The sequence below is a fragment of the Microbacterium sp. MYb45 genome (assembly GCF_002979655.1).
Classification (GTDB): Bacteria; Actinomycetota; Actinomycetes; order Actinomycetales; family Microbacteriaceae; genus Microbacterium.
In genome coordinates, this window is the sequence record NZ_PCPG01000001.1 from 288290 (window position 1) to 301646 (window position 13357).

The following is a 13357-nucleotide window of genomic DNA, read 5'->3' on the forward strand; positions in this document are numbered from 1 at the left end:
CTCGCGTACCGGCGGTGGCTGAGCATCCGCTCCGGGCAGGCGCTGTTCGCTCAGGGCACGTCAGGCGATCGCCGTACGTCGCGTGAGCTCTGCGCGCCGTGGGGGGATGAGCCAGCTGACCGCGGCGATCGCGAGAGGCAGGGCGACCGCAAGCAGGGCGAGCACGCCCCAGGGGATGTCGGGGATCAGAAGAACGCCTCGCGACTGGATCGCGAACCCGATCGGGGGGAGCACCCCGGCCACCGCACCCGCGAGAGTACCGAACCCGGCGATGATGAGTCCCTGCCAGAGGCCGACCCGGCGACGGAGCCCGTTCGTGCCGCCGATCGCGGAGAGCGTGGCGTCGTCGGGGCGGCGCTCGAACCGCGCCAGGCTCAGGGCCACCCCGCTCGCGCCGAGGACGAGGACACCCACGGCGCTCAGGATCGGCACGATCCACAGCGAGTCGTCGGGCGGGCCGTTCTCGAAGTACGGGGAGAGGATCCAGTCTGCTGTGCCCAGCGCATCGGCGTTCTCCTGCACGCGGTCGCGTACCTCCACCGGCACGGGGGCGTCGAACGCGGCGATCACCATGCTGGGACGCGTCGCCATCTCGAACTCCGCCGCCGTCTCCGGGGCGACCGCTACCGCGACGGCCTGGTGGGGGAGCTCGAGTGCGATGGCGTCGACCTTCCGCTCCCAGAGCGGCTCGCCACGTGATGGTCCGTCTTCCCATGCGGTCCAGATGTTGTCGGGCACCTTCCCGTCGTACACATCGCGGCCGCTCCAGGCCCCGACGTCGATCGTGCCGTCGGTGACGTATTGCGGGTCGGTGACGATCGCGGCGCCGTCTCGGTAGGCGGCGCGCTGTGCGGAACTCACCGTGACGCCGAGGGCCTCGTCGAGCTCGTCCACCGAGACCACCGCGATCGGGTTCGGTCGGTTCTGTCCGTTCGCCGTGAACGAGTTCTCGACCTCCGGGTCGAAAAGATGACGGTCCGGCATCACGGCGATGACCCTCGTCTCGTCCGCGGGGATGTCGAGGGAGTTCGCGTAGCCCCACACCTCGGGCTGGCGGGCGATCACGGCCGTGCCGGACGCCCCCACGCTGTCCGCGAGCGCGATTCCCGCGTCGGTCGCCTCGGAAGCGACGGAGGAGTCGACGGTCGACTCCGCTCCGGTCGGCTGGATCGCGATGGCGAGGGTGCCGACCGGAGCCTGGTAGGCCCAATCCCGCGCGGTCCACGCGTTCTGCATGGAGGTCTGGCTCATGGCGAAGACCGCGACGAAGACGGTCGCGGCGATCGCAGCGAAAGCGGGAACCGTGCGTGAGGAGTTCGCCGCGGCGTCGCGGGCGGCGATGCGAGCGGCGACGCTGACGGGCGAGAGCGCTTTGGCGGTGATCCACAGCAGCCAGCGACCGGAGAGCAGGATGCCGATCTGCACGAGGATCGGCCCGATGACGATGCCGAACGGAGGAATAGCCCGCAGCGGCGAGTCCCACGGCAGATCCGTGACCTCGATGGCGAGGATCGCGAACGCGCTGCCGATCGTGAGCGCGACGCCGAGGATCAGCAGGATCGATCCCCAGATCGGTCGCGACGCACGGGGTCTCTGCGGACGACGCGCGCCGCGCAGCGCACTGAGGGTGTCGGTGCGGGCGACCGTGCGTGCGGGAAGCACTGCGGATGCGGTTCCCACCAGCACCGAGAAGGTCAGGATCCCCGCCAGGATCAGCCACGGCACGTGGAAGCCCCAGAACTGGGTGGCCGATCCGTCGGCGAGGAGTGCCATCGTCACCGCGGCCGCCCCGACGCCGAGGGCGAGACCGAGAATGCCGGAGATGAGGCCCAGGGCCGTGCCCTGGAGCAGGATGACCCGGCGGAGGTCGGCCGGCGCGGCTCCCACGCTCGCGGCGACGGCGAGAGACCGCTGCTGGCGGCGTGCGGCGACCGCGAAGGCGGCGCCCGCCAGCATCACGACGACGTACGCGGCGAAGAGCCCGCCGGCGATGAGTACGATGAGCACCGTCCACAGGGCGCCGTCGTCTGCTCCGGACCACCCGCCCCTCGTCTTGTCCGAGAGGACCGGCGGCTCCTGGATCACCGACCGCGAGTAGGCGACCACACCGTCTTCGTTCAGCTTCTCGACCTCCGGCCAGTTGAGCGACAGGTCGGGGAGATACCAGCGGGCGTCGCCCGAGAGTCCGGCGCTCGCCGGCAGGAAGAGCGCGGAGGTCGCATCGGAGAGGACCGCCGAGTCCAGGGTTCCGACGACCGTGTAGCTGCGGTCGCCGTCGGTGACGACGACCTCGTCACCGATCGCGATCCCGAGCCGCTCGAGTGCGGCCGGGGTCGCCATGATCTCGCGGCCGGACCGCGGGGTCGCCCCGTCGAGAATCTCGTACCGTCCCTCGAAGCGCTCATCCCAGACCTCGCCTCCCCACGCGGGCATCCCGGTGACGCCGTCGGGAGTCTGCACACGCACGGTGGACTCGACGACCCGGATCGCCTCGGTGCCGGACGGCAGCGCGGCGGTCGGATCGGCGATCGGCGTCCCCTCGGGGGTATTGCCGGAGTTGTCGGGATATCCCGTCCACGTGGGGTCGATGGGGGACTGCCAGAATCCGCTGTCCGGTATACCGCCCACCGAGACCCATGCCTCCATCCGTCCCAGTTCCGCGGTCACGCGTTCCTGCGGGGTGCCGATCATGCTCGCCCCTATGACCGCGTAGGCGGTCATGGCTGCGATCGGGAGCAGGACGAGCGTGCCGATGAGGGCGCTCGACAGCAGGGTGCGTCGCAGCTGCCGGTGCGCAAGCCGGGCGGCGACGCGCCAGCGGGCGCGTCTTCCCGGCCGTTGGACGGACGAGGAGGGACGGTCGGACGTCCTCGTCTCCGGTCGGTCGACGGTCGCGGTCATCGCCCCGTCCCGCTCAGCAGCACCTCGGCGTCGTCGCGCCGGGTCTCGTCGACGATCCTCCCGTCCCGGAGAAACACGATCCGGTCGGCGAATGCCGCATGGCGCGCCTCGTGCGTGACGAGGATGCCCGCCGCACCCGCATCCACTCGTCCGCGGAGCATCCGGAGCACCAGTTCGCCGGTGACGGAATCCAATGCGCCCGTCGGCTCGTCGGCGAGGATGAGTCGTCGTCCGCCGACCACGGCGCGAGCGATCGCGACGCGCTGCTGCTGACCTCCGGAGAGATCGTCCGGATAGGAGTCGAGCTTGTCCGCCAGGCCGACGGACTGCAGGGCGTCCTTCCCCGCGCGGCGGGCGACCCGGGTGCGGAAGCCGTCGAGTTCCAGCGGGAGTGTCACGTTTTCGATGGCGGTGAGCGTGGGGATCAGATTGAAGTCCTGGAAGACGAAACCGAGGGAACGTCGACGCAGGCGGGCGACCTCCGCGGCGCTCTGTTCGCTGAGGAACGCGCCCTCGATGACGACTTCACCGGTGGTGGGTCGAGCGAGACCGCCGGCTATGGCGAGCAGAGTCGACTTGCCGGAGCCGGAGGCACCCATGACGGCGACGAGCTCCCCGCGGCGAACCTCCAGATCGACACCCGAGAGTGCCGACACCGCCGTCGCGCCGTTCCCGTACTGCTGCGTGACCCCGACCAGTCGCAGGACCGTCTCGGCGCTCACAGTGAGGGAGCCGCATCCGCGAAGGGAGCACCAGCTTTCGCGGGCCGCCCGCGCTTGGGGCGCTCGGTCGCGAGTTCGAGCGCCATCGCCTGTCGCGGGTGCAGGGCGAGGCGCTGTTCCGTGTGGTCGAGCCACCGCACCTCGGCCTCCGCGGCGAAGATCATCGAATCGACGACCAGCGCCCAGGAGAGTTCCTCCGGGCCGTCGGCGTCACCGCCGGCGTACTTCGCCCGCTGCAGGGACTGCAGCTGTCGCAGCGACGCCGTGCGCTGCGACTGGATGACCGCTGCGACGTCGACTCCGGGCAGCGTCGCGGCCACGGCGAGCTTGATCGCGAGCTCGTCCCGCGTCGCCTGCGTCCGCACCACGGGGGAGGAGAGCCACTGCGCGACCTCGGCGGAGCCGGCATCCGTGATCTGCCAGTACACATGACCCTGCTCGTCGGCATCCCCGCGCTCGACGAGGCCGTCACGCTCGAGACGCTCGAGCGTGTTGTAGATCTGTCCGACGTTCAGCGGCCAGGTGGAACCGGTGCGACGGTCGAATTCGTGCCGCAGCTGATAGCCGTAGCAGGGGCCCTGATCGAGGATCGCGAGCAGGCTCTGACGTACCGACATGGTGGGCTCCCTGGTTGTCGAGATGAATGCAATACCGAGTATATGCATACTCGGCAACTATTCGGATCTTCTCGTGGAAGGCTCGTGCAGGCGACGTGCAGGTCACAGGCCGGTAACATGGCAAAGCATGCCTGGCGTCGGGTTCACCGGCGGCCGGCGATTTACCCACTGACAGGGAGATGACATCCGTGGCCAATCCTCTTGAGAAGCTGCTGCGTGCGGGCGAGGGGCGGGTCATCCGCCGCCTGAATCAGGTCGTCAAGGCAGTGGGAGCGCTGGAAGAGGACATCTCCAAGCTCACCGACGACGAACTGCGCAATGAGACCGTCGAGCTGCGCGCGCGCTTCGAGAAGGGCGAGACCCTCGACCAGCTCATGCCCGAAGCCTTCGCCGCGGTGCGAGAGGCGGCCAAGCGCACGCTCGGCATGCGCGCCTACGACGTGCAGATCATGGGTGGTGCCGCGCTCCACCTCGGCAACATCGCCGAGATGAAGACCGGTGAGGGCAAGACCCTCGTCGCGACCCTGCCCGCGTATCTGAACGCGATCGCCGGCAAGGGCGTGCACGTCATCACGGTCAACGACTTCCTCGCGAGCTACCAGGCCGAGCTGATGGGGCGTGTGTTCCGCGCCCTCGGCATGACCACCGGCATCATCGTCTCCGGCCAGACCCCCGCGGTCCGCCGGGAGCAGTACGCGGCCGACATCACGTACGGCACGAACAACGAGTTCGGCTTCGACTACCTGCGCGACAACATGGCGTGGCGCAAGGAAGACCTCGTCCAGCGTGAGCACTTCTTCGCGATCGTCGACGAGGTCGACTCGATCCTCATCGACGAGGCTCGTACGCCGCTCATCATCTCGGGCCCGTCCTCGGGCGAGGCGAACCGCTGGTTCGCCGAGTTCGCGAAGATCGCCCGCACGCTCGAGGTCGGCGAGGACTACGAGGTCGACGAGAAGAAGCGCACGGTCGGCGTGCTCGAGCCCGGTATCGAGAAGGTCGAGGACTACCTCGGCATCGACAACCTCTACGAGTCGGCCAACACCCCGCTGATCTCGTTCCTCAACAACTCGATCAAGGCACTCGCGCTGTTCAAGAAGGACACCGACTACGTCGTGATGAACGACGAGGTCATGATCGTCGACGAGCACACCGGCCGCATCCTGGTCGGCCGCCGCTACAACGAGGGCATCCACCAGGCGATCGAGGCCAAGGAGGGCGTGCCGGTCAAGGCCGAGAACCAGACCCTTGCCACCGTCACTCTGCAGAACTACTTCCGCCTCTACGACAAGCTCGCCGGCATGACGGGTACGGCCGAGACCGAGGCCGCGGAGTTCATGTCGACCTACAAGCTCGGCGTCATCCCGATCCCGACCAACCGGCCGATGATCCGCAAGGACCAGTCCGACCTCGTCTACAAGAACGAGACCGCCAAGTTCGCGCAGGTCGTCGAGGACATCGCCGAGCGTCATGCCGCCGGCCAGCCGGTGCTGGTCGGAACGGTGAGCGTCGAGAAGAGCGAGTACCTGTCGCGCCTGCTCGCGAAGAAGGGCGTCAAGCACGAGGTCCTCAACGCGAAGAACCACGCACGCGAGGCCGAGATCGTCGCCCGCGCCGGACGTCTGGGTGCCGTCACCGTCGCCACGAACATGGCCGGCCGAGGCACCGACATCATGCTCGGCGGAAACGCCGAGTTCCTTGCGGTCCAGGAGCTCAAGGGCAAGGGGCTCGACCCCGTCGAGACGCCCGAGGAGTACGAGGTCGCGTGGGATGAGACCTACGAGTCGATGAAGAGCATCGTCGCCGAGGAGGCCGAGAAGGTCATCGAGGCCGGCGGGCTCTACGTGCTGGGCACCGAACGACACGAGTCGCGTCGCATCGACAACCAGCTCCGTGGCCGTTCCGGGCGTCAGGGCGACCCCGGTGAGAGCCGCTTCTACCTGAGCCTGACCGACGACCTGATGCGTCTGTTCCAGTCGGGTGCCGCGGAGGCGATCCTCGCCCGCACGAACTTCCCGGACGATGTGCCGATCGAATCGGGCCTCGTCTCCCGAGCGATCCGCAGCGCCCAGTCCCAGGTCGAGTCGCGCAACGCCGAGATGCGCAAGAACGTCCTCAAGTACGACGACGTCCTGAATCGTCAGCGCGAGGCGATCTACGCCGACCGTCGACACATCCTGCAGGGCGATGACATCGCCGACCGCGTGCAGCACTTCATCGAGGATGCGATCAGCGGCGTGGTCCGCGACCACACCGGTGAGGGGCACAACGAGAGCTGGGACTTCGACGCGCTCTGGACCGAGCTCAAGACGCTCTACCCGGTCGGCGTGACGATCGACGAGGTCGTCTCGGAGGCTGCGGGGCGCAAGGGAGGGATCACGGCGGACGGACTCACCCGCGAGCTGCTCTCCGACGCGAAGATCGCATACGAGGCTCGCGAGGAGGCGCTCGGCGAGGCTGCGACGCGCGAACTGGAACGTCGCGTGGTGCTCCAGGTGCTCGACCGCCGCTGGCGTGACCACCTCTACGAGATGGACTACCTCAAGGACGGCATCGGCCTGCGCGCGATGGCTCAGCGCGATCCGCTCATCGAGTACCAGCGCGAGGGCTACGCGATGTTCCAATCGATGATGGGGCAGATCAAGGAGGAATCCGTCGGGTACCTCTACAACCTCGAGGTCGAGGTGCGTCGGGCCGGAGATTCCCAGACCGCCGAGGTCGAGGCCAAGGGGCTCGCTTCCGACGGGGGAGAGCAGCGTCTCGAGTACTCCGCAGCGAACGATGCAGGCGAAGTCGAGGTCCGCAACGATCGCGGTCAGGTCCAGCAGGCGGCCACCGATCGTGTCCGTCAGGCGGCGGCTCGCGCTCAGGCCCCGCAGACCGAACCGGAAGAGGCGCCACGAGGCGCCTTCGGGCAGCGCACCGATGCGGAGGCTCCGGCCGCCGGCAACCGCGAGCAGCGTCGCGCCCAGGGCAAGAAGAAGAAGTAGCTCCCGCGCAGAGGAGAGGAGGGCCAGTCCGGGTGGATTGGCCCTCCTTTCGTCGCTGTAGGCTTGGTCGATGACACCAACGCGCAACTTCGACCAGTCGTCGAAGCTCAAGAACGTCCTGTACGAGATCCGCGGAAACGCGCTCGTCGAGGCGGCGCGTCTGGAGGCCGAAGGCCACAAGATCCTCAAGCTGAACACCGGGAATCCGGCGATCTTCGGCTTCGATGCTCCTCATCAGATCGTGCACGACATGCTTGCGTCGCTTCCGTCCGCGCATGGCTACAGCGACAGCAAGGGCATCATCTCGGCCCGCCGCGCGGTCGTGAGCCGCTACGAGCAGATCGAGGGCTTTCCCCGTTTCGACCCCGACGACGTCTATCTCGGCAACGGCGTCTCCGAGCTCATCACCATGACGATGCAGGCGCTGCTGGACGAGGGCGACGAGGTGCTCATCCCGGCCCCGGATTACCCCCTCTGGACAGCGATGACCAGCCTCGCCGGCGGCACGCCCGTGCATTATCTGTGCGATGAGGATGACGAGTGGCAGCCCGATCTCGAGGACATCCGCTCGAAGATCACGCCGCGCACCAAAGCTCTCGTCATCATCAACCCGAACAACCCCACCGGCGTCGTGTACTCGCGCCAGATCCTCGAGGGGCTCGTGCAGATCGCTCGTGAACATGAGCTCCTGCTGCTGTCGGATGAGATCTACGACCGGATTCTGTTCGACGGCGCCGTGCACATCCCCACCGCGACCCTCGCTCCCGATCTGCTCTGCCTGACATTCAACGGGCTGTCCAAGACCTATCGTGTCGCGGGCTACCGCTCGGGCTGGATGGTCATCACCGGGCCGCAGGGCCACGCCAAGGGATTCATCGAGGGCATCACGCTGCTGGCGTCGACGCGACTGTGTCCGAACGTTCCCGCCCAGCACGCGGTGCAGGCGGCGCTGTCGGGCGTACAGTCCATCGACGCGCTGATCGCCCCGACCGGTCGCCTGCGCGAACAGCGTGACATCGCGTGGGAAGGCCTCGAGTCGATCCCGGGGGTCTCGTGCGTCAAGCCGCAGGGAGCACTGTATGCGTTCCCGCGTCTCGATCCGAACGTGCATGAGATCCGGGACGACGCCCGCCTGGTCTACGACCTGCTCGTCTCGGAGCACATCCTCCTGGTGCAGGGGACGGGTTTCAACTGGGCGACCCCGGACCACCTCCGACTCGTCACGCTCCCCGAACCCCGAGTATTGAGCGAAGCCGTCGAGCGACTCGGGAACTTCCTCTCGAGCTACCGGCAGTAACGGGCTCCGCGTCGACGGGAGACAGCGTCGCCGCGAGCCCTCGAATGCCGGCGACGAGCGTCGAGCGCGGTGTGACATCCGTCATCGGGCGGGCATGCAGCAACGAGGCATCGGCAGCGCGCTGGTCGAACGGGAGGAATGTGACGTCCGTGATTCCCGCGAACCGCTCGAGCGTGCGTCGAACCTGCCCGCGGGCATCGATCCCCAGCGGTCCCGGCCGGACCTGATTGACGACGACCGACACCGGCGTCGGCGCGGTGAGCCGGCGGACTTCTGCGTGATCCCGGAGGAATCGGCTGATCCCCAGCGGATCGGCTGCGGCCACGGCGACGATCAGGTCGGCTTCGCTCAGCGTCGCCGACGTCGCGGCATGGCGTCGAGGGCCGGCGATATCGTAGGTCACCTCGTCGTCTGCATCGAAGGCTCCCGCCACATCGACGACCGTCTCTTCCCGCCACTCCCGACACGCGCCCAAAGCCATTCGGAGACGGGCCGCCCCCAGCTCCGGCCACCGGCTCGGGCGGTTTATACCGGCGAGCACCTCGACCGCCTCGCCGCCGCCGGTGGCGACCGTCGTGGCGAGTCGAGTCAGCTCCGTCGCGTCGAGGGTGCCTCGCTCGGCACGACGGCAGGCCGCAGCGATCCCGGGTGCGTCGTCGCTGTGCCCGAGCAGCAGCGCGAGTGATGGAGCGACCGTATCGGCGTCGACCAGGGCGGTGGTGCGGCCGGACCGTGCGAGTTCCACCGCGAGCTCGATGGCGATCCTGGAGCGGCCCGGTGCGCCGTGCGGCCCCCACACGGCGATGACCCGGTGCGGATGGCGTGATCGAGGTGCGCTCACGTGGTCGGCATCGGCGCGCAACGCCGCCGCCACCTCCCAGCCGGCCGCCTCGGGCGGCAACGCGGCAGACAAGCCGAGTCGTCCGAGCAGGCGGCTGTCGGCACCCCCGAGTGGGAGGATGCGGACTCCCGCCCGATCGCAGGTGGAAACCAGCTCGGCCGTGAGTACTGCACGTGCGGCCGTCACGATGATCGCCTCGGCGTCACGAGGGAGCTCGAGATCGGCGGCGGGCAGAGGCAGGATGGCGAGGACGGTGACTCCCTCCATCTCCAACTCCGCAGCCAGTTCGCTGGCGCGCGGTTCCGGGATCGCCACGACGACCGCCGTCACGAGCCGGCCCCGACCGGGAGGACGGAGAGTGCTGCGCCTCCGGTGATCGCGGCGAGCACATCGGCTGTATCGCTCCTGTCGATCACGAGTTCGAGCCTGGCCGCGGTATCTGCCAGCATGCCGTTCGACTCGATCACGTCGCGGACGACCACATCCGTGACGAGGATTCGCGGAGTGTCGTACGTGCGCCCGTCGTCGAGCGGTGGGGCGAACCAGACGTCGACCACCGAACCGGCCTGTACCTCGCCGGGGATCCCGGTGCTGCTCTCGACCACGATGGTGGTGCTGCGGTCTCGGTCGGCATCAGCCAGCGCAGCCGTCGGCACGATCTCGCCCTTCGTGAGTGTGCGCGCCGCGACCTGACCGGGCTGCAGATCTTCGGGGCCGAGGTAGTCGTCGCCGGACAGGCCCAGCCCGACTTCGATCACCTGGAAGTCGCCCGCACTCAGCCTCTCGCCCTGCACGATGGTGCGGTCGGCTCGGAGCACCGGCCGCGCCTGGTCGGATCCGGTGACGATGAGCCACACTGCGGTGATGGAGAGCACGACCAGAACGATCCCGACGAGGAAGCGGGTGTCGCCCCAGAACGCACGCCGAGGGCGAGAGAGGGAAGCCATGGCGATATCGTCACAGAAATCCCGGATGTGCTCCGCCGGTTATCCACAGGACCGCGGAGCGCCTGATCCTCCTGATCCCGTCGTGGAGAATGGGGGGATGGCACCCCCGACCCGGCCCGCGTCGCGATTCCTCGCCCCCGCACAGGTGGCCGAACTCCTGAGCATCGGTGTGGACGAGGTGATCGACCTCCTCCATGAAGGAAGGCTCCGCGGAGCGCAGCTCGGATCGCCGCCGCGCTGGCGAGTCGAGGAGTCGAGTCTTGAGGGCTACCTGGCAGAGGAATCGGAGAACGCCCGCCGCATGGCGTTGTGGAGACAGTCGCAGGTCGCGAGCTTTCCGGAGGTCTGGGGCACCTCCTCGGCTCACCGCAGCTGATCTCCCGGGGTGCGCACGGCGACGAGCGTTGAGAACGGGATGATGCGGAAGCCGTGCACAGCTCCGGCGAGACGCGCCTGCCCCGGATCATGCAGCGCCAGATCGAGGTGATCCGCTGCTGCACGGTCGATCGTGCCGTGGGCGTCGTCGCCGACGTGCACGCTGATGTGCACAGGGACCCGTCGTCGAGCGAGATCCCGCAGCACGAACCCGAGTGTCATCCGCTCGCGAAGCGGGTGTACTTCCGTCGCAGAGTCGTCGAGGCTCGCCAGGATCATGCCGTGGTCCGTCGTGATGCCGGCGACGGCGTGCAGAGGGAGGATCAGTGCCGATGCTGCCGCGCCCGTCGTGTGGCGGGAGCCGCCGACATCGCGTGAGGCCACGGCGAGCCAGTCTGCTCCGAGTGCCTGGAGTGTGACAGGCAGCCGTCGTCCGTTCACGAGGTCGATCGTCGCGTCGGTGCCGGCGCTGCACAACGTCCGGAGGCGGCCGCGCAGGTCCAGCTTCGCGATCCGTAGTCGCTCGGACTCGGCGTCGAGCACGGCCCGCTCCGCCTCCCAGTCCGACGCCAGCTGGCCTTCGAGGTCTTCGAACAGACGATCCCAGTGCACCCGACAGAGCGTAGGCGACGGCCGGATCTCACGTACGAGTTATCCACATAGTTGCTCGATGCGCCCCCGCCGGGGGACGACGCGGTGCTGTACTGACGGACTTCCAGACCTCCCCGACCGAGAGTTCGACATGATGCCTCACGAGTACTTCGCCGCCCAGCCCACGCCGACCAGCGAACTTCCCGATCCCTCACCGCTCCTGCGGAGTCTCACCACCGGCGTCCTCGAGGCTCTCGCCGGGATCCGGGAGGTCGATCAGCTCGCTCGATGGCTCAGTGAGGATGCCTACCGGAGCCTGGTCACCAGAGCCAACCTTTCGGCGAGAGCGCGAAGCGCACGGGGTGTCGCTCCGGCACGACCGGCGTTCGCGATCAGGTCGCTGCGCGTGGCCGAGCCGACCGACGGCGTGATCGAAGCCGTCGTCGTGGTGGCGGGGCCGGGGCGTACGCGCGCGGTCGCCATCCGGCTGGACGGCATCGATCGGCGTTGGCGTGCGACGTCCCTGGCCATCCTCTGACGGATCTGACCGTAGGCTGGTGGGGTGTCAACCCTCAGTGATCTCGCCCATGCCCAGGGTCTCCTGACCGACAGCGACGTCGAGTGGCTGCACCGACTCGCCGGTGACGGGCAGCTCCTCGCCGATCTCGCGTCGGCGGACATCGTCATCTGGATTCAGACGGAGGACGGTACCTTCATCGCGGTCGCTCATGCACGGCCGAGCGGGGCAGCGACGCTGTTCTACCGTGACATCGTCGGTGAGCGGGTGCGACCGCAGTGGCGCACGCAGGTCCAGGGCGCCTTCGAGTCGGCCGAGATCGTGGACTCGTCGTCGCCGGACTGGTTCGAGGAGACCCCGACCAGGGTGCGCGCCGTGCCGATCGTGAGCGAACGACGCGGCGCAGATGCCGGGCCCACCGTGATCGGCGTGGTGACCAGGCACACCAACCTGGGCGAGTTGCGCACTCCGTCTCGCCAGCAGATCACTTTCGACGAGTGCGCGAACGATCTGTTCCGGATGATCGCGGACGGCAGCTTCCCCGACCTCACTGCACCGACGTCACCGCGTCGGGGCGCTCCGCGCGCGTCGGATGGCCTCATCCGGATCGACGTCGACGGGATCAGCACGTTCGCCAGCCCGAACGCACTGTCTGCGTTCAACCGCATGGGGTTCGATGACGAGCTCGAAGGGGAGTCCCTCGCCGAGGTCACCACTCGGCTCGTCCCACCCTCCCGGCAGGTCGATGAATCCCTGCCCGTCGTGGTGACCGGCCGCGCTCCCTGGCGGACCGACATCGAGGCGCGAGGCGTCACGGTGTCGTTGCGCGCGATCCCGTTGAAGGACCATGGGACGCGCATCGGCGCGATCGTGCTCTGTCGCGACGTGTCGGAGCTGCGGCATCAGGAGCAGGAGCTCATCACCAAGGACGCGACGATCCGCGAGATCCACCATCGTGTGAAGAACAACCTCCAGACCGTGGCGTCGCTCCTGCGTATCCAGGCGCGCCGCACCCATTCCGATGAGGCCCGTGATGCCCTCACGCAGGCGATGCGTCGCGTCGATGCGATCGCGGTCGTCCACGACACCCTCGCTCAGGGCCTCACGCAGAAGGTCGATTTCGACGAGGTCTTCCACCGGGTGCTCAAGCTCGTGGCCGAGGTCGCCTCGGCGCCGAACACGCGCGCGCGCACGCAGTCGACAGGGCGGTTCGGGGTGCTTCCGAGCGAGTACGCGACCCCCCTCGCTCTCGCGCTCACCGAAGTCGTCACGAACGCCGTCGAGCACGGTCTCGCCGGCCAGGAGGGCATCGTCACCATCGACGCCGCCCGGACCGAGGAGAACCTCCGCGTCACCGTGCGCGACACCGGTCTCGGTCTCCCCGAGGGTCGGATCGGTCAGGGCCTCGGTACACAGATCATCCGTACCCTCATCCAGGGGGAGCTGGGCGGCACAATCGAGTGGCACGGAAGCGATGGCGAGGGCACAGAGGTGGTCATCGACATCCCTCTGCGCTGGCTCGATCGCTGACCGGCCGCACGCAGGGCAGACGAAAGCGG

Annotated in this window: 11 protein-coding genes; 5 read left to right on the forward strand and 6 right to left on the reverse strand. The window is 68.3% G+C overall.

What is annotated here, in order from left to right:
- Window positions 1-60: 60 nt before the first annotated feature.
- Genes CQ034_RS01335 through CQ034_RS01345 form a run of 3 tightly spaced genes read right to left on the reverse strand, consistent with a single transcriptional unit; the run spans window position 61 to window position 4240 of the window.
- A complete protein-coding gene (locus tag CQ034_RS01335; protein WP_105709674.1) occupies window positions 61-2901 on the reverse strand; it encodes an ABC transporter permease in 2841 nt (946 codons plus the stop codon).
- Window positions 2898-3623 (reverse strand): ABC transporter ATP-binding protein, encoded by a 726-nt coding sequence (locus CQ034_RS01340; RefSeq protein WP_029261959.1) that lies wholly within the window; start codon window positions 3621-3623, stop codon window positions 2898-2900. Before CQ034_RS01340 ends, CQ034_RS01335 begins: the two co-directional genes overlap by 4 nt.
- Window positions 3620-4240 carry a PadR family transcriptional regulator gene (locus CQ034_RS01345; RefSeq protein ID WP_029261958.1) on the reverse strand — a complete coding sequence of 207 codons (621 nt, stop codon included), beginning with the start codon at window positions 4238-4240 and terminating at the stop codon, window positions 3620-3622. Before CQ034_RS01345 ends, CQ034_RS01340 begins: the two co-directional genes overlap by 4 nt.
- A gap of 188 nt (window positions 4241-4428) precedes the next feature.
- Here CQ034_RS01345 and secA point away from each other — a divergent pair, with 188 nt between their 5' ends.
- Both secA and CQ034_RS01355 read left to right on the forward strand, forming a co-directional pair.
- Window positions 4429-7230, forward strand: coding sequence for a preprotein translocase subunit SecA (secA, locus tag CQ034_RS01350; RefSeq protein WP_105710317.1), 2802 nt, complete (start codon window positions 4429-4431; stop codon window positions 7228-7230).
- Between the two features lie 70 nt (window positions 7231-7300).
- Entirely contained in the window at window positions 7301-8527 is a 1227-nt protein-coding gene (locus CQ034_RS01355) for a pyridoxal phosphate-dependent aminotransferase (protein WP_105709675.1), read from the forward strand.
- On the opposite strand, the gene CQ034_RS01360 is transcribed toward CQ034_RS01355, so the two are convergent.
- Both CQ034_RS01360 and CQ034_RS01365 read right to left on the reverse strand, forming a co-directional pair.
- Window positions 8451-9698, reverse strand: coding sequence for a P-loop NTPase (locus tag CQ034_RS01360; protein WP_146114783.1), 1248 nt, complete (start codon window positions 9696-9698; stop codon window positions 8451-8453). The two genes, CQ034_RS01355 and CQ034_RS01360, sit on opposite strands and share 77 nt — an antisense overlap.
- Complete coding sequence (locus tag CQ034_RS01365) at window positions 9695-10315, reverse strand: SAF domain-containing protein (RefSeq protein ID WP_105709677.1); 621 nt, start codon at window positions 10313-10315, stop codon at window positions 9695-9697. The genes CQ034_RS01360 and CQ034_RS01365 overlap by 4 nt, the downstream gene beginning before the upstream one ends.
- Before the next feature lie 97 nt (window positions 10316-10412).
- Here CQ034_RS01365 and CQ034_RS01370 point away from each other — a divergent pair, with 97 nt between their 5' ends.
- Entirely contained in the window at window positions 10413-10691 is a 279-nt protein-coding gene (locus CQ034_RS01370) for a helix-turn-helix domain-containing protein (protein ID WP_029261953.1), read from the forward strand.
- On the opposite strand, the gene CQ034_RS01375 is transcribed toward CQ034_RS01370, so the two are convergent.
- A complete protein-coding gene (locus CQ034_RS01375; protein ID WP_105709678.1) occupies window positions 10679-11302 on the reverse strand; it encodes a hypothetical protein in 624 nt (207 codons plus the stop codon). The two genes, CQ034_RS01370 and CQ034_RS01375, sit on opposite strands and share 13 nt — an antisense overlap.
- 130 nt (window positions 11303-11432) lie before the next feature.
- Here CQ034_RS01375 and CQ034_RS01380 point away from each other — a divergent pair, with 130 nt between their 5' ends.
- Both CQ034_RS01380 and CQ034_RS01385 read left to right on the forward strand, forming a co-directional pair.
- The gene (locus CQ034_RS01380; protein WP_105709679.1) at window positions 11433-11819 is read left to right on the forward strand and encodes an Rv3235 family protein; all 387 of its coding nucleotides are present in this window, start codon (window positions 11433-11435) and stop codon (window positions 11817-11819) included.
- A 24-nt stretch (window positions 11820-11843) separates the two neighbouring features.
- Window positions 11844-13328 carry a sensor histidine kinase gene (locus CQ034_RS01385; protein ID WP_029261950.1) on the forward strand — a complete coding sequence of 495 codons (1485 nt, stop codon included), beginning with the start codon at window positions 11844-11846 and terminating at the stop codon, window positions 13326-13328.
- Window positions 13329-13357 lie beyond the last annotated feature (29 nt).